Annotated in this window: 23 protein-coding genes, 3 tRNA genes and 1 pseudogene; 16 read left to right on the top strand and 11 right to left on the bottom strand. The window is 34.3% G+C overall.

Going from position 1 to position 25,327, the window contains the following annotated elements:
• Positions 1–65: 65 nt before the first annotated feature.
• Both N7659_RS04850 and N7659_RS04845 read right to left on the bottom strand, forming a co-directional pair.
• Positions 66–830 (bottom strand): ParB/RepB/Spo0J family partition protein, encoded by a 765-nt coding sequence (locus tag N7659_RS04850; RefSeq protein ID WP_263276088.1) that lies wholly within the window; start codon positions 828–830, stop codon positions 66–68.
• 51 nt (positions 831–881) lie between these two features.
• Complete coding sequence (locus N7659_RS04845) at positions 882–2,111, bottom strand: S1C family serine protease (protein ID WP_263276087.1); 1,230 nt, start codon at positions 2,109–2,111, stop codon at positions 882–884.
• A gap of 178 nt (positions 2,112–2,289) precedes the next feature.
• On the opposite strand from N7659_RS04845, the gene rlmH reads away from it, so the two are divergent.
• Entirely contained in the window at positions 2,290–2,769 is a 480-nt protein-coding gene (rlmH, locus tag N7659_RS04840) for a 23S rRNA (pseudouridine(1915)-N(3))-methyltransferase RlmH (protein ID WP_263276086.1), read from the top strand.
• 38 nt (positions 2,770–2,807) lie between these two features.
• Here rlmH and N7659_RS04835 read toward each other — a convergent pair.
• A tRNA-Arg gene (locus tag N7659_RS04835) sits at positions 2,808–2,881 on the bottom strand.
• A gap of 164 nt (positions 2,882–3,045) precedes the next feature.
• On the opposite strand from N7659_RS04835, the gene N7659_RS04830 reads away from it, so the two are divergent.
• Together N7659_RS04830 and N7659_RS04825 are read left to right on the top strand one after the other, a co-directional pair.
• Positions 3,046–3,117, top strand: a tRNA-Glu gene (locus N7659_RS04830).
• Positions 3,118–3,145: 28 nt separating this feature from the next.
• Positions 3,146–3,219, top strand: a tRNA-Asn gene (locus N7659_RS04825).
• Positions 3,220–3,303: 84 nt separating this feature from the next.
• On the opposite strand, the gene N7659_RS04820 is transcribed toward N7659_RS04825, so the two are convergent.
• Positions 3,304–4,923, bottom strand: coding sequence for an ATP-binding cassette domain-containing protein (locus N7659_RS04820; protein WP_199567991.1), 1,620 nt, complete (start codon positions 4,921–4,923; stop codon positions 3,304–3,306).
• A 79-nt stretch (positions 4,924–5,002) separates the two neighbouring features.
• A complete protein-coding gene (locus N7659_RS04815) occupies positions 5,003–5,875 on the bottom strand; it encodes a YitT family protein (protein WP_263276085.1) in 873 nt (290 codons plus the stop codon).
• Positions 5,876–5,980: 105 nt separating this feature from the next.
• Here N7659_RS04815 and trpS point away from each other — a divergent pair, with 105 nt between their 5' ends.
• From trpS to N7659_RS04800, 3 genes are all read left to right on the top strand, one after another.
• Positions 5,981–7,012, top strand: coding sequence for a tryptophan--tRNA ligase (trpS, locus tag N7659_RS04810; RefSeq protein WP_263276084.1), 1,032 nt, complete (start codon positions 5,981–5,983; stop codon positions 7,010–7,012).
• A 108-nt stretch (positions 7,013–7,120) separates the two neighbouring features.
• Positions 7,121–8,602: an IMP dehydrogenase gene (gene guaB / locus N7659_RS04805; protein WP_263276083.1), complete on the top strand. Its 1,482-nt coding sequence runs from the start codon at positions 7,121–7,123 to the stop codon at positions 8,600–8,602.
• A gap of 119 nt (positions 8,603–8,721) precedes the next feature.
• Positions 8,722–9,591 (top strand): GRP family sugar transporter, encoded by an 870-nt coding sequence (locus tag N7659_RS04800; RefSeq protein WP_263276082.1) that lies wholly within the window; start codon positions 8,722–8,724, stop codon positions 9,589–9,591.
• Positions 9,592–9,602: 11 nt separating this feature from the next.
• Here the strand turns inward: N7659_RS04800 and recF are convergent, their stop codons facing one another.
• Together recF and yaaA are read right to left on the bottom strand one after the other, a co-directional pair.
• Positions 9,603–10,706: a DNA replication/repair protein RecF gene (gene recF / locus N7659_RS04795; RefSeq protein WP_263276081.1), complete on the bottom strand. Its 1,104-nt coding sequence runs from the start codon at positions 10,704–10,706 to the stop codon at positions 9,603–9,605.
• Between the two features lie 2 nt (positions 10,707–10,708).
• On the bottom strand, positions 10,709–11,047 hold the full coding sequence (gene yaaA / locus N7659_RS04790) for a S4 domain-containing protein YaaA (protein WP_263276080.1): 339 nt from the start codon (positions 11,045–11,047) through the stop codon (positions 10,709–10,711).
• A gap of 239 nt (positions 11,048–11,286) precedes the next feature.
• Here yaaA and yfmF point away from each other — a divergent pair, with 239 nt between their 5' ends.
• The 8 genes from yfmF to N7659_RS04750 all read left to right on the top strand — a co-directional run bounded on the left by yfmF (position 11,287) and on the right by N7659_RS04750 (position 19,040).
• Positions 11,287–12,537, top strand: coding sequence for an EF-P 5-aminopentanol modification-associated protein YfmF (gene yfmF / locus N7659_RS04785; protein WP_263276079.1), 1,251 nt, complete (start codon positions 11,287–11,289; stop codon positions 12,535–12,537).
• On the top strand, positions 12,534–13,808 hold the full coding sequence (gene yfmH / locus N7659_RS04780) for an EF-P 5-aminopentanol modification-associated protein YfmH (RefSeq protein WP_263276078.1): 1,275 nt from the start codon (positions 12,534–12,536) through the stop codon (positions 13,806–13,808). Before yfmF ends, yfmH begins: the two co-directional genes overlap by 4 nt.
• 63 nt (positions 13,809–13,871) lie before the next feature.
• Positions 13,872–15,110, top strand: a complete 1,239-nt coding sequence (locus N7659_RS04775) for a helix-turn-helix domain-containing protein (RefSeq protein WP_263276077.1) — start codon at positions 13,872–13,874, stop codon at positions 15,108–15,110.
• A gap of 9 nt (positions 15,111–15,119) precedes the next feature.
• Positions 15,120–15,662: a CDP-diacylglycerol--glycerol-3-phosphate 3-phosphatidyltransferase gene (pgsA, locus tag N7659_RS04770; RefSeq protein WP_263276076.1), complete on the top strand. Its 543-nt coding sequence runs from the start codon at positions 15,120–15,122 to the stop codon at positions 15,660–15,662.
• A gap of 2 nt (positions 15,663–15,664) precedes the next feature.
• Positions 15,665–16,504: an energy-coupling factor ABC transporter ATP-binding protein gene (locus N7659_RS04765; RefSeq protein ID WP_263276075.1), complete on the top strand. Its 840-nt coding sequence runs from the start codon at positions 15,665–15,667 to the stop codon at positions 16,502–16,504.
• Positions 16,480–17,322 (top strand): energy-coupling factor transporter ATPase, encoded by an 843-nt coding sequence (locus N7659_RS04760; RefSeq protein WP_263276074.1) that lies wholly within the window; start codon positions 16,480–16,482, stop codon positions 17,320–17,322. The genes N7659_RS04765 and N7659_RS04760 overlap by 25 nt, the downstream gene beginning before the upstream one ends.
• Complete coding sequence (locus N7659_RS04755) at positions 17,315–18,112, top strand: energy-coupling factor transporter transmembrane component T family protein (protein ID WP_263276073.1); 798 nt, start codon at positions 17,315–17,317, stop codon at positions 18,110–18,112. Before N7659_RS04760 ends, N7659_RS04755 begins: the two co-directional genes overlap by 8 nt.
• Positions 18,113–18,404: 292 nt before the next feature.
• Entirely contained in the window at positions 18,405–19,040 is a 636-nt protein-coding gene (locus tag N7659_RS04750; protein WP_263276072.1) for a transglycosylase family protein, read from the top strand.
• Positions 19,041–19,057: 17 nt separating this feature from the next.
• Here N7659_RS04750 and N7659_RS04745 read toward each other — a convergent pair whose 3' ends face one another.
• The 4 genes and pseudogenes from N7659_RS04745 to sdaAB form a co-directional block, all read right to left on the bottom strand.
• Positions 19,058–19,690 carry an HAD-IA family hydrolase gene (locus N7659_RS04745; RefSeq protein WP_263276071.1) on the bottom strand — a complete coding sequence of 211 codons (633 nt, stop codon included), beginning with the start codon at positions 19,688–19,690 and terminating at the stop codon, positions 19,058–19,060.
• A pseudogene (locus N7659_RS04740) lies at positions 19,671–20,246 on the bottom strand (histidine phosphatase family protein). Before N7659_RS04740 ends, N7659_RS04745 begins: the two are co-directional and overlap by 20 nt.
• Positions 20,247–20,277: 31 nt before the next feature.
• A complete protein-coding gene (gene sdaAA, locus N7659_RS04735) occupies positions 20,278–21,153 on the bottom strand; it encodes an L-serine ammonia-lyase, iron-sulfur-dependent, subunit alpha (RefSeq protein ID WP_263276070.1) in 876 nt (291 codons plus the stop codon).
• Between the two features lie 10 nt (positions 21,154–21,163).
• Positions 21,164–21,835, bottom strand: coding sequence for an L-serine ammonia-lyase, iron-sulfur-dependent subunit beta (gene sdaAB / locus N7659_RS04730; protein ID WP_263276069.1), 672 nt, complete (start codon positions 21,833–21,835; stop codon positions 21,164–21,166).
• Positions 21,836–22,072: 237 nt separating this feature from the next.
• On the opposite strand from sdaAB, the gene mnmA reads away from it, so the two are divergent.
• Positions 22,073–23,194 carry a tRNA 2-thiouridine(34) synthase MnmA gene (mnmA, locus tag N7659_RS04725; RefSeq protein WP_263276068.1) on the top strand — a complete coding sequence of 374 codons (1,122 nt, stop codon included), beginning with the start codon at positions 22,073–22,075 and terminating at the stop codon, positions 23,192–23,194.
• A gap of 190 nt (positions 23,195–23,384) precedes the next feature.
• Complete coding sequence (mnmG, locus tag N7659_RS04720) at positions 23,385–25,280, top strand: tRNA uridine-5-carboxymethylaminomethyl(34) synthesis enzyme MnmG (RefSeq protein ID WP_263276067.1); 1,896 nt, start codon at positions 23,385–23,387, stop codon at positions 25,278–25,280.
• Positions 25,281–25,327 lie beyond the last annotated feature (47 nt).

Here is a 25,327-nt window from a genome sequence, read left to right as displayed (position 1 = left end):
TTACTGACTTTAAAAGTATTTTTTTCTGTTGATAATTGTGATAGGAAAAAATGTTTTTTAACACCCTAGTTTAATTTGTTGATAACTCTGTTGAAATCTTCTTCTGTTGAAAAGTTTATTTTTAGATAGCCATTGCCATTTTTGTATTTTATGGCAACTGGAAGGCCAAGACTTTTTTGTAATTCTTTTTCTTTTTCAAGGATAAAGATATCGGGGCGTTTCGTTTTAGGAGATTTAGTGGCATTAACTTTTTTTTCTAATTCACGAACACTAAGAGAGTCGGTTTGAATTTTTTCAAACCAATAAAATTGCTTGTCTTTTGATTTAATGCCAACTAGTAACCTTGCATGACCTTGAGAAATGACTCCTTCTTCTACTGCTGTAATGATTTCTTGTGGGAGATTTAAGAGACGTAAAATATTAGTGATATAAGGACGAGATTTTCCCATATATAAAGCTAATTCATCATGTGTGAGTTGTTGTTGATTGATAACATTTTGATAAGCTTTTGCTTCTTCAATAGGGTTTAAATCAGAACGCTGAAGATTTTCGATAATGGCTTGTTTAATGCTATCTTCGTCACTAATTGGTTTAATAATAGCTGGAATTGTTTCTAGACCTGCTAATTTAGACGCCCTTAAGCGTCTTTCTCCAGCAATTAATTCATAACCTAATATATCAGATTTTCTGACGATAATTGGCTGAATAAGGCCATTTTCCTTGATTGATAAGCTCAATTCCTCAAGAGCTTGTTGATCAAAATGAATTCTTGGTTGGTAGGGATTTTTGTGAACATCTTTTATTGGAACTAATTTTAATATTTCTTTCATTTTTTCTCTCAAAACTACTAAAAACCCCTAGAAATAGGGGTAATAGCTAAATTATTCATTTCCTTGTAAATCTTCTGTTGTTTTTGTTAGTTGAATTGTTTCTGTCATTTTCTTTTGACCACGATAGAAAGTTACTTCGATGCTATCGTTAATTTGATGTTTATAAAGAACACTTTGTAAATCACTCGTTGTTTCAATTGTTTCTTTATCAATTGCAACAATAACATCATTTTTTTCCAAGACACCATCTGCTGGCATGCCTTCTTGGGTTGAAATAACGACAACACCACTAAGAACGGAATCAGGAATATCTAATTTACTAAATGATGACGTTGGGATTTCATTTAGACTAGCCATTGAGATACCAAGAGCTGGTCTATTAACAGAGCCATTTGCTTCTAATTGATTAATAATAGAAACGACATCGTTTGATGGAATGGCAAATCCCATACCTTCGACAGCAACACTGTTAGTGTAATCGCCACTGACAGTAATTTTACTAGAGTTGATACCGATGACTTGACCTTGAATGTTGATAAGTGGTCCGCCTGAATTTCCAGGGTTTATCGCAGCATCTGTTTGGATAGCATTTGTGGAAATAATTTCCCCATTTTCATTTCGTGATGTGACAGTGCGACTAAGACTTGAGACAATTCCTTCGGTAACAGAATTAGCATACTCACTTCCTAGAGGGCTACCAATAGCGATAGCAGGTTCACCGACATTGAGATTGTCTGAATTGGCAAATTCGGCAACAACATCAACGTTTTCTGAAGGGATTTTCACCACAGCTAAGTCAGAATAAGTATCAGCTCCAACAAGTTCACCAACAACTTTACTACCGTTACTTAGCAAGATTTCAATTTTTTGAGCCCCGCTAATAACATGATTATTGGTCACTAAGTAGGCATCTTTACCATCTTTTTTGTAGATAACGCCTGACCCTTCACTAAAGACAGTGAGTCCTGAATCATCAACATAACGATCTTCATTTTCAGATGTAAAGTAATCATAATAATTAAAGTCATTTTGATTTTCTTGGTAGTTAATAACAGAAACAACGGTATTTTGAATTGTTTTAACAGCTTCAGTTGTTGACGTTGCTGTATTATAATTGGTGTTGCTTGTTTTAACCTGAGAGACAGGTGTGGTATTAGAAAATAAGTTTCCACCATTCATTTGTAAGACGAAAAAGGTGGCCACAAAACCTCCTAGGAAACCAAATATGATAATAACTAAGAAATTAATAATTTTTTTGAAAAAGCTAGATTTTTTTTTCACTGGTATGACCTCCGAAACTTTTTTAACATTCTAAGAGAGTTTGCTTAATTATACCTTAAATCACAGTAAAAAGAAAGTAATCCACAGGTTGTTGAAAACTTTTTGAAAAGGATGAAAACTGATAAAACCTAGCATTGAAATGACGGTACCCTTCTAAAAGTTATGCTATAATGTGATTATGAAAATTAAATTATTAGTGGTTGGGAAACTAAAAGAAAAATACCTTAAAGAAGGCATTGCAGAGTACGTAAAGCGTTTAGGACGCTTTACCAAGGTTGAAATCATTGAGGTTTCAGATGAAAAAACACCAGACCAGGCTAGTCAAGCTGAAAATGATAAAATTTTAGAAAAAGAAGAGCAACGCTTGGCAAGTAAAATTGGTGAAAGAGATTATGTTATTGCGCTTGCTATAGAAGGAAAACAAGTCTCCTCAGAAGAGTTGAGTCATAAACTCTCACAAATCACACTTAACGGCTATTCTACGATTACTTTTATTATCGGTGGTAGTCTTGGTTTGAGTGATTATTTGAAAAAAAGGGCTAATTTACTAGTCAGTTTTGGAAAAATCACACTCCCTCATCAACTAATACGTTTAGTGTTAGTTGAACAAATTTATCGTTCTTTTATGATTCAACAAGGTAGTCCTTATCATAAATAAAAGCTCTTGGTAAAAACCAAGAGCTTTTATTTAAAGTATGATCTCAGCAGGATTCGAACCTGCGACCGTTCGCTTAGAAGGCGAATGCTCTATCCAGCTGAGCTATGAGACCATTTCAACCATTTCATTCTATCAAAAAACCTATCTATTTGTCAATAAGAAGATGACAAATCAATACTTTCAGTAAAAAAGATCACATATTTTGAAAAAAAGGTAGACAAAACGGAATTATTTGATATAATATTGAGAGTGTCAAAGAAAAATCTTATGACTTTTGGTCCGTTGGTCAAGGGGTTAAGACACCGCCTTTTCACGGCGGTAACACGGGTTCGAATCCCGTACGGACTATTTTTAGCTTTACTCTAATGAGTTATATTCCGGCATAGCTCAGTTGGTAGTAGCGCATGACTGTTAATCATGATGTCGTAGGTTCGAGTCCTACTGCCGGAGTGATAAGACTTATCCTAAGTTTTCTTAGGATTTTTTTATTTCTAAATAATAGAAGAGCCCTCTGAAAATTCAGAGGGCTTTTGTTTATTGCCAAAGGGCTTTTACTTTTTCTTGGATTTCTTGATTTTCTAAGAAGTCGTCATAGGTTTCATCAATGCGGTCGATGACACCATTTTTTGAAATGATAACAATATGGTTGGCGAGTGTTTGAATAAACTCATGGTCATGACTAGCAAAAATAATGTTTTCTTTAAATTTTTTCAAACCATCATTAAGGCTTGAAATTGACTCCAAATCTAAATGGTTAGTTGGATCATCAAGAACAAGAACATTTGATTTCAATAACATCAATTTAGACAACATGACACGAACTTTTTCACCACCAGAAAGGACATTAACAGGCTTGTTAACTTCTTCTCCGCTAAAGAGCATGCGTCCTAAGAAACCTCTAAGGAAAGTATTGTCGTCTTCTTCCTTACTAGCGAATTGGCGGAGCCAATCTAAAATAGAGTCTTTACTTTCAAACTCACGGGAATTATCTTTTGGTAGGTAGCTACGGCTGGTTGTAATTCCCCATTTAATGGTTCCTTCATAGTCAATGTCTCCCATTAAAGCACGAATAAGTGCAGTTGTTTGAATATCATTTTGACCAATAATAGCTGTTTTATCACCAGGATAAAGAATAAAACTAATATTATCTAAGATGACTTCTCCATCAATAGTGACTTTTAAGTTTTCGACCGTTAATAATTCTTTTCCAGTTTCACGTTCAGATTTGAAATTAATGAAGGGGTATTTACGGCTAGAAGGAACAATTTCTTCCAATTCAATTTTTTCAAGCATTTTTTTACGTGACGTTGCTTGTTTGGATTTAGAAGCATTGGCTGAGAATCTGGCTACGAATTCTTTTAATTCTTTGATTTTTTCTTCTGCCTTAGCATTACGGTCTGATTGTAGACGAAGGGCTAATTCACTTGATTCTTTCCAGAAATCATAATTCCCCACAAAGATTTTGATTTTTCCAAAATCAAGATCGGCCATGTGAGTACACACTTTATTTAAAAAGTGACGGTCATGGGAAACAACAATAACGGTATTTTCAAAATCAATTAAGAAATCTTCCAACCAACTGATGGATTGAATATCAAGACCGTTAGTAGGCTCATCAAGTAAAAGCACATCTGGTTTACCAAATAAAGCTTTGGCTAGTAAGACTTTCACCTTATCACCATTAGTTAACTCACTCAAATTAAGATAGTGTAATTCTTCAGGAATATTAAGGTTTTGGAGTAGTTGAGCAGCTTCACTTTCAGCTTCCCATCCCCCTAATTCTGCAAAATCACTTTCTAATTCTGCAGCACGAACCCCATCTTCTTCAGAAAAATCTGGTTTCATATAGATATCATCTTTTTCTTTCATGATGCGATAGAGCTCTTCATTTCCCATAATCACAACATCAATAGCTCTAATATCTTCATAGTCATAATGATTTTGACGAAGAACAGAGAGGCGTTCATCTGGTCCAAGTGAGACACTTCCAGTGGTTGGTTCGATATCACCAGCTAGTATTTTCAAAAACGTTGACTTTCCTGCACCATTGGCCCCAATTAAGCCATAAGTATTTCCTGCAGTAAATTTGATGTTGACCTCATCAAAAAGTTTACGGTCACTAAATCTAAGGGATACATCTGAAACTGTAAGCAATTTTCTACCTCATTATCTCTTTCTTGTTTTCTTCATTCTACACAAAAATTAGTTGTTTTTCAACGATTATAGGGAATGATTACATTGGGTATAAAACATCCTCATCCATTGTATGGTGATCTTTTGTCAAACTAAACCCTCTTCCCATAACTTGAGAGGCTGGCATGATGATAACGAAAGCAGCTTCATCAATGTTTTGGATTTCTTTTTGTAATCTAGGAATCTCATTGGTTGAAAGAGTGGTCATAATCATGTGTCGTTGTTGACCGGTAAAACCACCAGTGATAGGAATTTCTGTTACCCCACGTTCAATTGTTTTTGTGATTAATTCTTTGATTTGTTCTTGTTTACGTGAAATAATCATCACGTTCTTAGAAGCTTTTAGACCAGAAAGCATAATGTTTATGACATAGCCAATCGTAATGAGTGAAATAATTGAAAACATCACAGTATCAGCATCAAAGGCGATTAAACCAATAATAACCACAATACCATCAACAATTGTCATAACAACTCCTAAAGAAAGAGAAGAATAATTGTAAATGATTTGTGTAATGATACTTGTTCCACCAGTAGAAGAATTTCCTAAAAAGACAATACCAAGACCAATTCCCATAATGACACCACCAAATATAGAGGCTAAAAGAGGGTTGTGAGTAATTGTTGGCAGTTTTTCTGTTAAACTGATAAAAACCGGGAAGATGAGAGAGCCATAGACTGTTTTTAAAAAGGTTGCTTTGCCTAGAAAAAAGTAACACAAGGCTAAAAGTGGAATATTGGCAACCATGACAAAAACACCTGGGGACCAACCAAATAATTCATTGGTGGCAATAGATAAACCTCCTAGTCCTCCAGAAACAATACGGTTTTCTAAAAACATGGCGTTAATACCAATGGCAGCGATAAAAGCACCAACGGTAACAAATAATAAATCACGAATTCTATTTTTCATTGCTAGTTCCTTTCAAAAGAGTGACAAAGTCTATTATCCTATTTAAGAAGCACAACGTCAAGATATATGTTATAATTTTATTAATTTATATCAAAGGAGTTTAAAATGGGAAAACCTATTATTCTGACAGGAGACCGACCAACAGGTAAATTACATGTTGGGCATTACGTTGGTAGTGTTAAAAATCGTGTGCTTCTACAAAATGAAAATAAATATGACATGTTTATCTTTTTAGCTGATCAACAAGCACTGACTGATAATGCTAAAAATCCAGAAAAAATTATTGAATCTGTTGGAGAAGTGGCTCTAGATTATTTAGCAGTAGGATTAGACCCTAAAAAAGCAACCATTTTTCTTCAAAGTCAAATTCCAGAATTAGCAGAATTAACCGTTTATTACATGAATTTGGTTTCTGTAGCACGTTTACAAAGAAATCCAACCGTTAAAACTGAGATCGCACAAAAAGGTTTTGGCGAAAGCATTCCGACGGGTTTTTTAGTCTATCCGATTTCTCAAGCTGCTGATATTACTGCCTTTAAAGCCAATCTTGTTCCTGCTGGTTCTGACCAAAAACCAATGATTGAACAAACAAGAGAAATTGTTCGCTCTTTTAACCATACTTACAAAACCGATGTTTTGGTAGAACCAGAAGGTCTTTTTCCAGAAAAGGAAGCTGCTGGACGTTTACCTGGGTTAGATGGTAATGCTAAAATGTCAAAATCACTCAATAACGGTATTTATTTAGCGGATGACCCAGACACGCTTAAGAAAAAAATTATGAGCATGTATACTGATCCTAATCATATTCGAGTGGAAGATCCAGGTCAAGTAGAAGGCAATATGGTCTTTCATTATTTAGATGTCTTTGGTAAAAAAGAAGATCAAGCAGAAATTGAACGCATGAAAGAACAGTATCAAAAAGGTGGTCTAGGTGATGTGAAAACAAAACGATTCCTTTTAGATATTATGGAAAGAGAATTAGCACCAATAAGAAATAGACGTCTGGAATTTGCTAAAGATATGGGTGAAGTTTATCGTATGTTGGAAAAAGGCAGTGAAAAAGCGCGTGAAAAAGCAGCGCAAACTTTATCTGAAGTAAAATCAGCTATGGGAATCAACTATTTTAATAAGTTATAGAAAAGATAACATTTTTCAGTTTAAATTGATTGACAAATTATCTTAGCATGATATGATAGTAACAATCCATTTTAAGCATTACTACATTTAGAAAAGAGGAGTTGAACCATGTCAAATTGGGAAAAGAAATTTTTAAAAAAAGGATACACTTTTGATGATGTTTTATTAATTCCAGCAGAAAGCCATGTACTGCCAAATGAAGTCAGTATGAAAACAACACTTGCACCCAATTTAACATTGAACATTCCTATTATTACAGCGGCAATGGACACTGTTACTGAAAGCCAAATGGCAATTGCGGTAGCGCGTGCAGGTGGCTTGGGTGTTATTCATAAAAACATGAGTATCGAGCAACAAGCAGAAGAAATTAGAAAAGTAAAACGTTCAGAAAATGGTGTTATTATTGATCCATTCTTCTTAACACCAGAACACACCATTGCAGAAGCTGATGAGTTGATGGGAAGATACCGTATAAGCGGTGTTCCTATCGTTGAAACCTTAGAAAATCGTAAATTAGTTGGCATTTTAACCAACCGTGACTTACGTTTTATTTCAAACTTTGATCAACCTATTTCTAATCATATGACAAGCGAAAATCTTGTCACTGCTCCAATCGGAACAGACTTAGAAACAGCAGAAAAGATTCTTCAAGAACATCGTATTGAAAAATTACCACTTGTTGATGATAACGGCCGTCTATCAGGCTTAATTACAATTAAAGATATTGAAAAAGTGATAGAATTTCCAAATGCTGCTAAAGATGAATTTGGTCGATTATTAGTAGCAGGTGCAGTTGGTGTCACTTCTGATACTTTTGAAAGAGCAGAAGCTTTATTTGAAAAAGGAGCAGATGCGATTGTTATTGATACTGCACATGGTCACTCTGCGGGTGTTCTTAGAAAAATCGCAGAAATTAGAAAACATTTTCCAGATAAAACTCTAATTGCAGGAAATATTGCTACAGCAGAAGGTGCGCGTGCTTTATTTGAAGCAGGTGTTGATGTGGTTAAAGTCGGTATTGGACCAGGTTCAATTTGTACGACTCGTGTTGTTGCTGGAGTAGGTGTTCCGCAAATTACTGCTATCTATGATGCTGCTAGTGTTGCTAGAGAATATGGAAAAACCATTATTGCTGATGGTGGTATAAAATATTCTGGAGATATTGTTAAGGCATTAGCTGCTGGTGGTGATGCAGTGATGTTAGGATCACTCTTTGCTGGAACAGACGAAGCACCTGGTGAAACAGAAATTTTCCAAGGCCGTAAATTTAAAACATACCGTGGTATGGGAAGTATTGCAGCAATGAAAAAAGGGTCTAGTGATCGTTATTTCCAAGGGGCTGTTAATGAAGCCAACAAGCTTGTTCCAGAAGGTATTGAAGGACGTGTTGCTTATAAAGGCGCAGCAGCTGATATCATTTTCCAAATGCTAGGTGGAGTAAAATCTGGTATGGGTTATGTAGGTGCAGCTGATTTAGCAGACTTACATGAAAAAGCACAATTTATTGAGATGACTGGTGCAGGCTTAATAGAAAGTCACCCTCATGATGTACAAATTACTAATGAGGCACCAAACTATTCTGTCAAGTAAAATAATTAGTGACTAAATGGCACCACTATCAGTCTTTGGTAGTGGTGTCTCTTAATTTATATGTTTACATAGTTGTAAATTTAATTTACAACTATGTAAAGTTTTTGTAAAGGAGAGAAATGGAAGGAATATTATTTGCCCTCGTTCCTATGTTTGCTTGGGGAAGCATTGGTTTTGTTAGTAATAAAATTGGGGGAACAGCCAACCAACAAACCTTTGGAATGACAATTGGTTCTCTGTTTTTTGGAATCGTTGTTTATTTAATCGCTAAACCCGAATTATCTATTCAACTATGGGTGTTTGGAATCATAGGTGGTATTCTTTGGTCATTAGGTCAAAATCGGCAGTTCACTGCAATGAAACATATGGGAGTTTCTGTTGCCAACCCATTGTCAAGTGGTAGTCAACTTGTTTTTGGTAGTTTAATTGGTGCTTTTATCTTTCATGAATGGACCACTAGTGTTCATTTTTCATTAGGTGGCTTAGCTCTACTTTTTCTAGTCATTGGCTTTTATTTTTTAAGTAAAGTTGACCCTTCTAGAAAAGAAAAAGAAAGCAAGTTAACTAATTTTAATAAAGGTTTTATTGCTCTTGCTTTTTCAACGTTCGGCTATCTTTCTTATGCTATTTTATTCAATAATATTATGGCATTTGATGTTTTATCTGTTATTTTACCTATGGCTGTTGGGATGATTATTGGTTCAAGTTTATTTATGAAATTTCAGCTTGATTTCTCTCCATTGGTATTAAAAAATTCACTTGTTGGATTCATGTGGGGATTTGGTAATCTTTTCATGTTGTTGGCTGCTTCTTCTGCTGGTTTAGCTATTGCTTTTAGTTTTTCACAATTAGGTGCTATTATTTCAATTATTGGTGGTATTGTTTTCCTTGGTGAAAAGAAAACCAAGAAAGAAATGAAGTGGGTTCTTATTGGTATATTTTGTTTTTTAGTCGGAGCCACTTTATTAGGTATTGTCAAGTCATACTAAAAAGCAGTTCATTAACGAACTGCTTTTTTTTGTTTAATCTCACCACTTTCGATAAGAAATAGTTGGATATCATCAGGAATTTGATGAAGATGATCTAGACTTGTTGTCGTGATAAATGTTTGAACACTCTTATGAATGTTTTCTAATAATTTAAGTTGACGATGGTTGTCAAGTTCACTCATAACATCATCTAAAAGTAAAATAGGGTAATCATTTATCGTTTCTTTAATCAGATCTATTTCTGCCAATTTTAAAGATAATATAAGGCTTCGATGTTGCCCTTGACTACCAAAGTTAGCCTCTATATTATTAATCGAAAACAAAATATCATCTCTATGTGGGCCGATACTAGTATTCTTTTTAAATAAATCTCTGTCAAGCTGTTTTTTTAATTGCTTACGAAAGGCTTCTTCAACAGTGTTTTCATCTGTAAACTTGACAGAAGATTGATAAGACATTGACAGGTGTTCTTGTTGATTAGAAATCTGTAAATGATGTTGATTGGCTTTGGTTGCCAATTTTTTAATAAATGATAGTCGTTGACGGATAACTTGACTTCCATAAGTTATCAATTGTTCGTCTAGAACACTCAAAAAGACAGGATCAATTTTAGCCGTTGTTTTGAGATAACTATTACGTTGTTTTAAAACATGGTTGTAATTTGATAAATCTGTTAAATACAGAGGTTTAATTTGTCCAAGATCGATATCGATGAATTTTCTTCTTAGACTTGGTGAACCTTTAATCAGTTGTAAATCCTCAGGTGCAAATAAGACAACAGGAAGGTGACCAATATAATCAGATAATTTTGATTGCTTTAAATGATTAACTTTTGTGATTCGGCCCTTTTCTGACAAGCTAATATCAAGTGTTAACTTTCCTTGTAGGCGATTGACATTACCAGAAACGTTTAATTGATTTTGTGAAAATGCAATTAACTCTTTATCAGACTTAGCGCGATGACTTCTTGTCAATGAGAGAAAATAAATGGCTTCAATGAGATTGGTCTTGCCCTGTGCGTTTTTACCTACGAAAACGTTAAGATGAGGTGAAAAATCGAGGTTAGCATTGGTGTAATTTCGAAAATTTAGAAGTTTCAATGATTCAAGTTGCATAGTTAGGTTCCTGGAAAACGAATAGCTGTTTTCTGTTTTTTATTTTCCTTGTTAAGTTCTTTAATTTTTTTTGCCAGGCGTTCTTTTTCAATGAGATCTTTTTGGTACTCGTTCATCTCATCATCACTAGGTGATGAGATTGAAATACTGGTATTAATGCCAGGGATTTCTATTATATCTCCTCTAAATAATTTTTTCCCGCGGCGATTTTCTTCAGTACCATTTAATAAAACAGTATGCTGCGCTAAAAATTGTTTAATCGCTCCGCCAGTTTGAATAATCCCTTGATCTTTTAATAAAGACTGTAAAGTAATGTAGTCGTCAAATAATTTGTAATCCATGATTTTCACCTTTCTATTCATATATTATAGCACAAAAGAGACTGAAAACGGTTGTTTCTATTTTTTAATTATTAAAAAATGGTTTACATAGTTGTAAAGGTCTTTTAAACTTGAAAACATATTTTTATTTGTTTTATTATCCCTTGTTAAAATCATTTTTAATAAGAGATTTTACGGATGATTATATTGTTATAAAGTGTTATAATGAGTGTTAATAAATGACTTTTAAAGGAAAATACATGAAAATAACAGATGGTGTAACACTACATTTTATAAAAACCAATCAGTTTAAGACCAATCATCTCACCTTTCGTTTTTCAAGTCAGTTAAACAAGAAAAATATGGCTAGTCGTTTTTTAGTTGCCAAAATGATTGAGATGGCGAGTGCTAACTTTCCCAATGCTACAAAGATGAGAGAAAAATTAGCAGATTTGCACGGGGCAACTCTCAACACATCAGTTTGGACGAAAGGTCTGGTTCATATTATCGATATTGATATTACTTTTTTACCAGACCGTTTTTTGCTGTCTGAAGAATCTGTTTTAGAAGATATTATTCAATTTCTATCGCAATTACTATTTGAACCCTTGATTACCGTAGAACAATTTGAGTTAAAATCCTTTGAGGTCGTCAAACAAAATGCTATTCGTCAGTTAGAATTTGATTTAGAGGATTCTTTTTATTATAGCGAGTTAGCACTTGATTCTATTTTTTTTGAAAAAGAAGAGCTTCAATTATCTCAAAGTGGCTCAAAAGAGATGTTAGAAAAAGAAAATGCTTTTACAACCTATCAAGAATTTAAACGAATGTTAAGTGATGATAACATTGATATTTTTTTACTAGGTCGCTTTGATGATGTTAAAGCAACTAATTTGTTTAATCAATTTCCTTTAAAAAATCGATTCAACAATCTCTCTTTTTTCCATCAACAAAAAGCTTCAAATATTACCAATGAAAAGATTGAAGAAAGAGATACTAGCCAGTCTATTTTACAAATTGGTTATTCTTTTTCAAAACCAAACAATTTTAGAGACAATTCGTCACTACTTCTTTTAAATAGCATGCTAGGAGCTTTTTCGCATTCAAAATTATTTACCGAAATTAGACAAAAAGAGGGGTTGACCTATAGTATCGGTAGTGAGTTAGACCTTTTTTTGGGAGCCTTATATATATATGCAGCAATTGATAGTCATCAAAGAAATAAAGTGATGGCAATGATTAATCGCCAGTTAAATTTAATTAAACTAGGTAGATTTTCACAGGCTTTTTTAAATCAAACTAAGGAATTTTTAATCACTCAAAGAAAAATTGTATCCGACAACCCCAAGATGTTAATTGAAGAATGTTACAATCAAATTTTACCAGAAGCTTTCCAAGATCTGTCAACATTTATTGACAGTGTTAACAGTATTCGTAAAGAAGATATTCTGGAAGTTTCTAGCACAATAAAAATGAAATCAGTTTATTTTATGAGAGGAACTTCATCATGAGTGATTTAAAAAAAATAGCTTATAGTAATATTGATGAAGATATTTTCTTCTCAGAATTTTCAAGTGGTTTACGCTTGTATTTAATACCAAAAAAAGATTTTCAAGAAGTTTATGCTATGATGACTTGTCATTTTGGTTCTATTGACAACCACTTTACAGTGAATGACAAGAAAAAAGATTTTCCCCTGGGTATAGCTCATTTTTTGGAACATCAACTTTTTGATAATGGGAGTCAAGAAGATATAGCTCAGCAATTTTCTAAGTTAGGTTCTGAGAGTAATGCCTTTACTGGTTTTGAAAAAACACACTATTATTTTTCAGGCAGCAACAATCTTTTAGCTTCACTTGATTTGTTGTTGACACTTGTTAGCAAGCATACCTTTACAGATGAGTCAATTAAAAAAGAAAAAGAGATTATCAAAAAAGAAATAGCTCTTTATCAAGATGATCCTGATAATCGTCTTTATGAAGGTGTTTTAAAAAATATGTATCCCAACACAGCCTTAGCTGAAGATATTGTTGGAACAAACCACAGTATCGAAAAAATTACTGTAAAGCATCTTCAAGATTGTTTTTCCTTTTTTTATCACCCCTCTCATTTAGAGTTGGTTGTCATAGGTGATTTTGATATTAATGAGGTTTACAGTAGTATATCAACTGCTCAAAAAAAATGGGCGATTGATAAAAAACAAACGATTGACAGATTGCCTCTTTCTTTACAGCCAGTGGTTAAAAAAAGTTCTATCATGATGCCGATTTCTATTTCAAAATTAGCTATTGGTATAAGGAAAACTGTTCCCGATAAGATTTTTTCAATGAAAGAAAAAATTAAAATTGATTTGTTTTTTTCTCTTCTGTTTGGTTGGACTTCTAAAGACTATCAGACGTGGTATGATAAAGGAATGATAGACGATTCTTTTTCTATTGAGACCACACTATCTAATCGTTATCAATTTGTTGTTATTTCACTTGATACAAATCATCCTATAGCGATGTCTAGTCATATTAAAAAGAAAATAAAAATGGTTTCTTCTAAAACCGATTTTACAAGTCAACAACTTGATCGGCTAAAAAAGGAAAGATATGGCGAATTTATTAGAAGTTTAGATGCATTAGATGTTTTAACACAACAACTATTTGAAGCTGATGATTCTTTTTATTTTGATTATCCTGATGTTTTAATGTCAATTGGTTTAAATGAGGTTATTGAAGCAGGACAAGAATTTTTAAATCAATCTGAATTAACAGAATTTATGATATTCCCAAAATAGTTAAAAATATTGATTTTAATTTGATATAATAGATGTATTAGAGAAAGGTTGGAATAAATTATGATGCAAAAAAGTATAGGCGACCTTCTAACAGAGGCTCGTGTCAAAAAAGGTTTGCAATTGGTTGACATTGCTAAAGATTTAGATATTGATGCACAGTATTTATTAATCATGGAATTGAGCCAGTTCAGTTTAATCCCGTCAGATCGCTTAGAAGAGTATCTAACACGTTATGCTACTGCTGTTGATTTGGATGGAAAATCATTATTAAATAAGTATTACAATAAAGAAGAAATTGATGACACCATCTCTGAATTACCTGCAGAAGAAACGATTCAAACAACTACTGAGTTGTCAAGTGAGGAACCTGTAGCAGGTATTCCTGTTGAAACAATTGATGTCAATGGTAACGATTTATCAGAAGAAGATAACTCTTCTGCTGTTGAAAGTGAAGCTATATATACTATTTTTAGAGATAGTCTTAATAATCAGGTTCAAGACAATCACGATCAAAGAAATAATCACATGGAGGAAAATAATCCTATTGAAGAAACAGTTATACCTTTGATTGTCGAAGAAGAACCTTCTACACCTTTGATTGAAGAAGATTCTTTTGAAAATGATAAATTAAGCAATCAAGATACAATGATTGCCCCTCCTGTGCTTTCAAAAACATCAGACGATGAAACAGCAAAAACCAAGGTTTCATCAGAATCAAGAAGAAGATATCGTTCTAAAAATCAGCGAGAAGCGAAAAAACAATCTGGTTCTTTCTTGCCTATCGTTTTACTAAGTCTTTTGGCTATCGGAATTGTTGTTTTTATTGGTTATTTTGTCATCAATCAAGTACATATTCCGTTTCTAAGCACTGATAACAATCCATCAACCAGTGTTTCTGAAACAAGTTCTAGCGAGACAATAGAAACAAATGAACAAGCAACGACAACAGAAGCAAGCAACGAACCAACAAATAGCTCTACTCAAACCAACTTAGTTGTAACTGGTGGAGGAGACTCGTTAAGTGTTAATGTTACCAATGGAACAAGACCTGTTGAAGTGGTTATTTCCTTAGATGGTGTTGAGAGTAGTTGGGTTTCTCTCACTAATTCATCGTTAGGTGAAGGTGGGATTTTGCTTGATGCTCAAAACACTAGTTATACCACAACTTTAACAGAAGGTGCTACTTCTGCTGAATTAACTCTTGGAATTAGTCGAGGGGTTAGAGTCACTGTTAATGGCGAACAGCTTGACACTTCTCTTTTAGAAGGAAGTCCAAGTTATATTACTTTTACGATTGAATAAGAGGAAAAAATGATAAAAAAAGAAAACCTCCCAAATTTATTAACGCTAGCACGTATTTTTGTAATTCCTTTGTTTGTAGTGTTAGCAAGCTTTCCAACTAGTATTTTATCACATAGAATTGCTGCTATTATCTTTGCTTTAGCTAGTTTGACTGATTATTTTGATGGTTATTTGGCAAGGAAGTGGAAAGTTGTGACAAATTTTGGGAAATTTGCTGATCCTATGGCTGATAAAATATTGGTTATGAGTGCCTTTATTATGTTGGTGGGATTACAATTAGTACCCGCATGGGTAGCTGCTGTTATTATCTGTCGTGAACTAGCAGTCACAGGTTTACGTTTGTTGTTAATAGAAAACGGTGGTAGTGTTTTAGCTGCTGCTCTTCCAGGAAAAATTAAAACAGCGACACAAATGCTAGCTATTATCTTTTTATTAAGCCACTTTGTGTTTTTGGGAACAATATTCTTATATATTTCTCTCATATTTACCATCTATTCGGGATATGATTACTTTAAAGGAGCGAGTTTCCTATTTAAGGATACATTTAAATAATAATGACTAATATAATTGAAGTAAAAAATGTGACATTTAGATATGATAAAGAACAAGAAAATCTAACATTAAATAATGTATCGTTTCACGTGAAACATGGTGAATGGCTTTCTATTATTGGTCATAACGGTAGTGGGAAATCAACCATGGTAAGATTGATTGATGGCTTATTAGAGGCTGAATCTGGTGATATTTTTGTGTTAAATCAAAAATTAACTGAAGAGAATATTTGGGATATCAGACAAAAAATAGGAATGGTTTTTCAAAATCCTGACAACCAATTTGTTGGTTCTACCGTGGAAGATGATGTTGCTTTTTCACTTGAAAACAAGGGGGTTTCCCACGATGAAATGAAACAACGTGTTGAAGAAGCTCTTCATTTAGTCGGTATGAGTGAATTTAAAACTAAAGAACCAGCCAGATTGTCTGGAGGTCAAAAACAACGTGTAGCCATTGCTGGTGCTGTTGCCATGAGACCAGAAATCATTATTTTAGATGAAGCAACCAGTATGTTAGACCCAAAAGGCCGTCTAGAGTTAATCAAAACAATCAAAAATATCAGAGATCAATATGGTGTCACTGTTATTTCTATCACTCATGATTTAGAAGAAGTTGCCCTAAGTGACCGTGTTCTTGTGATGAAGCAAGGACAAATAGAGTCAACAGCAACACCAAGAGAATTATTTGCTAGAGGAGAAGAATTACTAACACTTGGATTAGATATTCCCTTCACTTCTTCTCTTGTCAAAGCCCTAAAATTAGAGGGGTTCAAGTGCCAAGATGCCTATTATACAGAAAAGGAGTTAGAAGACTACCTATGGGAATCACTCTCCAAAATGTAAATTTTACTTATCAAGAAGGAACCCCTTTTGAAGGAAGGGCTCTTTTTGATGTCAATTTAACCATTGAAAATCAACGATTTACAGCTGTTATTGGTCATACTGGTAGTGGCAAATCAACCATTATGCAATTATTGAATGGTTTACACGTTCCAACCGAAGGTGTGGTTATTGTTGATGATACAACCATATCACCAGACTCTAAGACAAAAGATATTAAGTCCGTTCGAAAAAGAGTTGGTTTAGTTTTTCAATTCCCAGAAAGTCAGTTGTTTGAAGAAACTGTTTTAAAAGATGTTGCTTTTGGTCCACAAAACTTTGGAGTTTCACAAGAAAAAGCTGAGGAGATTGCTAAAGAAAAACTAGAATTAGTTGGCCTTTCTGAAGAGCTATTCGAAAAAAACCCTTTTGAGCTATCTGGCGGACAAATGAGACGGGTTGCAATTGCAGGTATTTTAGCCATGGAACCTAATGTTCTTGTTTTGGATGAACCAACCGCAGGTCTTGATCCAAAGGGTCGACGCGAATTAATGACTTTGTTTAAACAATTACATGAATCGGGTATGTCAATTGTTTTAGTCACTCACTTAATGGATGACGTTGCTAATTTTGCTGATTATGTTTACGTACTACAAGAAGGAAAAATTGTTTTAAAAGGTAAACCAACAGATGTTTTTCAACAAGTGGATTTTCTAGAAGATATCCAATTAGGTGTCCCTAAAATCACCAAATTTTCCCAAAATTTGATGAAAAGAGGTCTTAATCTTGAAAAACTACCAATCACGATAGAGGAATTTGTGGAGGTAGTAACAAATGGATAAACTTATTTTAGGACGCTACATTCCTGGAAATTCAATTGTTCATCAATTGGATCCAAGAAGTAAACTGCTAGCTATGTTTCTATTTATCTCAATTATTTTTTGGGCAAATAATGTGATTACCAATGTTATTCTTTTTAGCTTTACATTAGTAGCTATTTTACTTTCAAAAGTTAACATAGGATTTTTTATCAGAGGTGTGAGACCAATGATAGGACTCATCTTGTTTACTACTTTTTTTCAAATGTTTTTCATTCAAGGTGGTAATATAATTTTTGAGTTTGGCTTTCTAAAAATCACAGACTATAGTTTAGGACAAGCTGCAATGATTTTTGTAAGATTTGTACTAATCATTTTTTTCTCAACCCTCTTAACCCTAACGACAACACCTCTCAGTTTATCAGATGCTGTTGAATCTTTATTAACACCTTTAAAACCTTTTAAAGTACCGGTTCATGAAATTGGTTTGATGCTATCATTAAGTTTGAGATTTGTTCCAACATTAATGGATGATACAACAAGAATTATGAACGCACAAAGAGCAAGAGGGGTTGATTTTGGAGAAGGCAATATTGTTCAAAAAGTAAAGTCAATTATCCCTATTTTAATCCCATTATTTGCTTCTAGTTTAAAAAGAGCAGATGCTTTAGCAACTGCTATGGAGTCAAGAGGCTATCAAGGTGGTGAAGGAAGAACAAAATACCGTCTTCTACACTGGCGTTTAAAAGACACACTCCTAATGATTACTTTACTAGGATTGACAATAGCACTTTTCTTGTTAAAATCCACTTAATCTTAAATGATTAAATTTGTTGACACGGTTTGACATAGTTGACAATTATCTAAAAATAGAATATGATAAATTATGAATAAAAAAATAAAGAATTACTTATTTTTCAACTATTTACAATAATGCAAAATAGATTAATTAACGTTATTGTCAATAAAGTAAACTGTAAACTTTAGACTTTTATTCATAATTTTTTGGAAACCTTTTTTTAATCAAACTGTAACATAAAAAAGGTAAGATAAGATGTATTCTAAAAAAGGAGACAAACTTCGTGTATAGTAGAAGTAAGATAAATATGTTAAAACGTAGAAGAAAGGTGCTACAATTGGTGATGCTTTCTATAGTTGTTAGCTTGACAGCTATATTTACAAGTAGACCTGTAAACACTGATTCTTATTCGGTTAAAACAGAAGTTAAAAAAGAAAAACTTCTATCTGTTAGTGATTTCGAAAAGAAAAAATTAAAACAGACTTTAACTTCTAAAGCTAATATTAAAAAAGCAAATGAGACAACAACAACGACTGTTGAAACAACTGAGGAGACAACGACTCAGGTATCTACAGTTGAAGAAACACAGTTAGTTACTGAACCTTCAACAACAATGGTTGAGGAACCTGTTGTGACTCAACCAGTACAACAAACTGCTCCGTCAGCTTATCCTGTTGTATTACCTAATGGAAATACAGCTGGAGAAATTGGTTCTCAAGCGGCAGCTCAAATGGCAGCAGCAACGGGTGTTCCTCAAGAAACATGGGAATATATTATTGCTCGTGAATCAAATGGAAATCCTTCAGCAGCAAATCCATCAGGAGCATCAGGGTTATTCCAAACGATGCCAGGATGGGGATCTACTGCTACTGTTGATCAACAAATTGAAACAGCAATTAAAGTATACAATACTCAAGGCTTATCTGCTTGGGGTATGCAATAAGAAAAAAGCACTTGAAATTAAATTTTCAAGTGCTTTTTTATGTCTTTAGGATGATGACAAATGATATCTGCTCCATTAGTAATGAGTTCTGTTTTTTCACCAAATCCCCATGTAACACCAATCGTTTTTATACCTGTTTTTTTGCCTCCAATCATATCATATTTAGTATCACCAACAATGATTGTTTGTTTCTTGTCAAGGTCATGTGATTTAATCGCAAAACCAATAACATCAGCTTTATGATAACGTTCTGGTAAAGCACCATAAACACCATTAAAGTAATCTTTAATCTTAAGATTTTCCAGCATAAGATTGGCCATGGGTTGATTTTTACTGGTTGTGACATAGATTTGGTGAGTAGATTTTTTTAAATCATTTAATAGTGTCAAAATGCCACTGTAAAGTTCTGCCTCATAAACACCTTTTTTATTATAGTACTCCCGAAAGGTCTTGACAGCAATGTCAATATCTTGACTAGTGGTGTAAAATTTTCTAAAGGTTTCTTCAAGAGGTGGTCCTATAAATTTAAGAAGTTGTTCATTGGAATGTGTGGGCAAATCAAGAGCTTTAATCGTGTATTGAAAAGCATTGATAATTCCTTTGCTTGAATTGACAAGTGTGCCATCTAAATCAAATAATAGGGTAGTCATAAATTTCTCCTGTAAATAAGTTGTAAATTTTAATTGACAGACATTGTTTGTTTTTGAAAATAAATTTAGCGACAAAAGGCATTAAAGATTTAATCTGTTCAAAACTATGATAGGTAAAGTCTTTTGAAAAATGATGGATAAGGCTTGAAATAGCTGTTCCATGGGAAGCAATAGCGATAGTGTTTCCTTTTTTATTTTTTAAAATTTTATCAAGACCAATAAGCATTCGTCTTGATACGTCGTTTAAAGATTCTCCGTTATGAAGCTTATAATTGAAATCTTACCACTGTCACTTACTGAATTGATTGAAATCTTCAATCCAGACATCATCAATTTTCCTTTCGCGAAAAAGTGTTTCTGTGATGATGGTCATTTGTTGCTGATTAGCAAAGTTTTCAATGGTTTCTATGGCAAGTTTATACGGACTTGAATAGATACTATGAATCGCCTTGTCTTTTAAAAATATTGTAACCAGTTTACTGTCATGTAAACCTTTTGTTGTCAGTTCACGTAGACTATCATCATGATTGTCAAAATTAAGTTGGGTATGTCTAATAAAGTAAATAGTAGTCAGTTATTCCTTCATGTTAAAAATCCCCAAAAATTTCTTGAGCGTAACGACGACCTGTAGGGGTTATAGCTAATCCTCCTTCTGCTGTTTCTCTGTGCGCTACAGGCAGACTAGATCCAACTTGATACATGGCATCAATGACTTCATCAACAGGAATTTTTGAGGTAATACCAGCAAGAGCCATATCTGCACAAACTAAAGCAAGTGTGGCTCCCATGGCGTTTCGTTTGACGCAAGGAACCTCTACTAGTCCAACAACGGGGTCACAAATTAAACCCAATAAATTTTTAATAACAAAAGCTGTTGCTTGACTAGCTTGTAAAGGAGTTCCTCCTGCCGCCATGACTAATGCAGCAGCCCCCATTGCTGAGGCAGATCCTACTTCTGCTTGACAACCTCCTTCTGCTCCAGAAATTGAAGCATTGTTAGCAATGACAAGACCTATTGCACCTGCTGTAAAGAGAAAATCTAATTGTTCTTTTTCCTCTAGTTTTAGCTTGTCAATGGCAGTGGTTAAAACAGCGGGTAAACAGCCTGCACTACCTGCTGTTGGGGTGGCACAAACAAGTCCCATCTTAGCATTTTGTTCGTTAACTGCGATTGCATTTCTAGCAGCGGATAAAACAGATTTTCCAGATAGGGTGCTACCTTTTTTAAGATAGGAATCTAATTTTAAGGCATCTCCTCCCGTTAAGCCGCTAATTGACTTACTATCATTTAAGCCGTCATTGACAGAAGATTTCATAACGTCAAGATTTTTGGTCATAATAGAAAGAATTTCCTCACGGCTTCTGCCAGTGAGTTCTTCTTCTGTTGCTATCATTAGTTCGGCGATACTACCATGATATTGTTCTGTTGCTTGTTCAACAAGTTCAGCAATACTATAAAACATTCAAAACCTCCTAGCCAAAATAATTAACATTGTAGATGTGAGAAACCTCTTCAATAACCTTGACAGCATCTTGACAGTCTCTGGAATCAATTTCAATAATCATAATGGCTTTTGCTCCAGCCTTTTCTCTAGTCACATTCATTTGGGCAATATTAATATCAAAACTTGATAAAATGTCTGTGACACGAGCAATCATACCAGGAACATCCTTATGAACAATAATTAATGTAGGAGTGTTCATTGTTAAAGAAACTGAAAAACCATTCAATTCAGTCACTTCAATGTTTCCGCCTCCGATAGAAACACCAGTTATGCTCATCTCTTTTGACTCTTTCTTGACAACAATCTTGACAGTGTTGGGATGAGGGGCATTACTATCTTTCAAAACATTCCAGTAAATCTTGATTCCTTTTTGATGTGCAATTTCTAGAGAATTTTTAATATCTGGGTTATCAGTATGCATTCCTAGAATACCAGCAACCAAAGCTAAATCGGTGCCATGGCCCTTGTAAGTTTTAGCAAAAGAATGGTAGAGATGGAAAGTAATTTCTGACGGTTCTTCACCAAAAATGGAACCAACGACACGCCCAATTCTAACTGCTCCAGCAGTGTGACTACTTGAAGGACCAATCATAACAGGACCAATAATATCAAAAACAGATTGAAATTTTAATGTATTCATACTTTCTCCTCTAAAATGAGCTACATTATATTATACCAAAGATAAGACATTTATAGTGTTTATTTTTTAAAAGACAGTCTAACAAGGCGTAAAGTAAGATTTTGACTTCTCTCTAAATAGTGCTATAATAATGTTTACCTGTTTAACAGGGTTTAAAATCGACCTTCAAATCGTTTTTTAAATATTACAGAAAATGGACCTTCAAATCCGTATTTCTAGGAAAAGATGGGAGAAAAGATGGTAGATAACTCTAAAACTCGTGTTGTTGTAGGGATGAGTGGAGGTGTTGATTCATCAGTCACTGCTTTACTATTAAAAGAGCAAGGATATGATGTTGTTGGCGTCTTCATGAAAAACTGGGATGACACGGATGAATTTGGTGTCTGTACAGCCACAGAAGACTACAAAGATGTAGCTGCTGTAGCAGATCAAATTGGCATTCCTTATTACTCTGTGAATTTTGAAAAAGAGTATTGGGATCGTGTGTTTGAATATTTTTTGGCCGAGTATAGGGCTGGTAGAACACCAAATCCTGATGTCATGTGTAATAAAGAAATCAAATTTAAAGCATTTCTTGATTATGCTATGGACTTGGGTGCAGATTATGTGGCAACAGGTCACTATGCACAAGTTGCTAGAGACGAAGATGGCTTCGTTCATATGTTGAGAGGCGTTGATAACGGTAAAGATCAGACTTATTTCTTAAGTCAATTATCACAAGAACAATTGCAAAAAACAATGTTTCCTCTAGGTCACCTTGAGAAAAAACAAGTACGAGAATTAGCCGAAAAAGCACATCTTGCTACAGCTAAAAAGAAAGATTCAACGGGTATTTGTTTTATTGGTGAAAAGAACTTTAAATCATTTTTAAGCCAATATTTACCTGCTCAAAAAGGTAGAATGATGACGGTTGATGGTCGTGATATGGGAGAACATGCTGGCTTAATGTACTATACAATAGGTCAAAGAGGTGGTCTAGGTATTGGAGGACAACACGGTGGTGACAATAAACCTTGGTTTGTTGTTGGTAAAGATATTTCGAAAAACATTTTATATGTAGGCCAAGGATTTTACCACGACTCTCTAATGTCAACTAGCCTTGACGCGAGTAGTGTTCACTTTACAAAAGAAATGCCTTATGAGTTTACACTAGAGTGTACAGCCAAGTTTCGCTATCGTCAACCTGATTCTAAGGTGACTGTCCATGTTAAGGGTGATAAAGCAGAAGTTGTTTTTGAATCACCACAAAGAGCTATTACACCAGGTCAAGCAGTTGTTTTCTACGATGGCGATGAATGCCTTGGTGGTGGAATTATTGATAAAGCTTATAAAAACGGTGAAGTTTGTCAATATATTTAAACACTTGACAATTGTGTCAACGATATTGCTTGTGGTGTAAAGGATGATATGATAGGTCTTGTTGACAATTTTTAGGATTTTGATAGAATAACAGTAACAATAACTATGATGGTCAAAGCTCATGGATGTTGTAAGCCTTTTTGCTTACACTTTCAAAGCTTTGGTCATTTTTTTATTTTGAGAGGATAATATGACACATCATTTTGTAGAAGAATATGACATTATAGTAATAGGAGCAGGACACGCTGGTGTTGAGGCAGCACTTGCTACTAGTAGAATGGGTTGTAAAACCTTATTAGCAACGATAAGTATTGATATGTTAGCCTTTATGCCTTGTAATCCTTCTATTGGAGGATCTGCCAAAGGGATTGTTGTAAGAGAAATTGATGCTCTTGGCGGTGAGATGGCTAAGAATATTGATAAGAGCTATATTCAGATGAAAATGTTAAACACTGGGAAAGGACCGGCTGTTAGAGCCTTGAGAGCCCAGGCTGACAAAGCTCTTTACTCTAAAAACATGAGACAAACGGTTGAAAAACAAGAGAATTTAGTTCTTCGCCAAACAGTGATTGATGAGATTTTGGTGAAAGAAGGTAAAGTTGTTGGTGTTAAAACAGCTACTAAACAAGCCTATGCAGCTAAGGCTGTGATTGTCACAACAGGAACAGCTCTTAGAGGAGAAATTATTATTGGTGACCTTAAATACTCTTCTGGTCCGAATAATAGTCTTGCTTCAGTTAAGTTGGCTGACAACTTACGTGAACTCGGGTTAGAAATTGACCGATTTAAAACAGGGACACCTCCTAGAGTAAAAGCGGACTCTATTAACTATGATAAGACAGAAATACAACCGGGAGATGACAAACCAAATCATTTTTCATTTCTGTCTAGGGACGAAGACTATCTTAAAGACCAAATACCTTGTTGGTTAACCTATACTAACGAAGAGAGTCATGAAATTATTAATAGTAATCTTCATCGTGCACCCCTATTTTCTGGTATGGTTAAAGGTGTTGGACCAAGATATTGTCCATCTATTGAAGATAAAATTGTTCGTTTTTCAGATAAGGATCGTCATCAACTCTTTTTAGAGCCAGAAGGTAGAGACACTGAAGAAGTTTATGTTCAAGGACTGTCAACGAGTTTACCTGAAGATGTTCAAAAAGAGTTGCTTCATTCCATTGCCGGACTTGAAAATGCTGAATTAATTAGAACAGGTTATGCGATTGAGTATGATATTGTTTTGCCTCATCAATTGCGTGCAACACTTGAAACAAAGAAAATTTCTGGCTTGTTTACAGCCGGTCAAACAAATGGAACAAGTGGCTATGAAGAAGCGGCGGGACAAGGGATTATCGCAGGAATTAATGCTGCTTTGAAAGTGCAAAACAAACCAGAATTTATCTTGAAGCGTAGTGATGGTTATATTGGTGTTATGATTGATGATCTTGTAACGAAAGGAACCGTAGAACCCTATCGTCTTCTAACCAGTCGCGCAGAATATCGTTTGATTTTACGCCATGACAATGCTGATATGAGACTGACTGAGCTAGGACGCTCTATTGGATTAGTTGATGATGAACGTTATGAAGAGTTTTCAAATAAGAAAAACAACATTGACAAAGAGTTGACAAGACTTGACAGTATTAAATTAAAACCAGTTTCAAAAACCAATGAAAAGATTGTTGCGTTAGGATTTAAACCTTTAACGGATGCCTTGACAGCAAAAGAATTGATGCGACGTCCTGAAGTTAATTATGACGTTATTACCCAATTTATTGGTTCAGGAGACGTTGATCTTGATGACAAACAGATTGAGTTTATAGAAACTGAAATTAAATACGAAGGCTATATCAAAAAGGCTTTAGATCAGGTTGACAAGATGAAACGAATGGAAGAAAAACGTATTCCTAAGAATATGGATTGGGATGCTCTTGATTCTATTGCAACTGAAGCACGCCAAAAATTTAAGAAAATTAATCCTGAAACTCTTGGACAAGCAAGTAGAATTTCAGGTGTCAACCCTTCTGATATTAGCATTTTAATGGTTTATTTAGAAGGAAGAAATCGTTCTTCTAAAAAATGATAACACGCATCGGATAAACAAGGATATGTCTATATTTTAAAGTGGTT

Origin of the sequence: Streptococcus sp. CSL10205-OR2, from assembly GCF_025660655.1 — a bacterium.
In the GTDB taxonomy this organism is placed as follows: Bacteria; Bacillota; Bacilli; order Lactobacillales; family Streptococcaceae; genus Streptococcus.
Note: the sequence above shows the minus strand (reverse complement) of the source record. Positions and strands in the feature narration are given on the sequence as shown.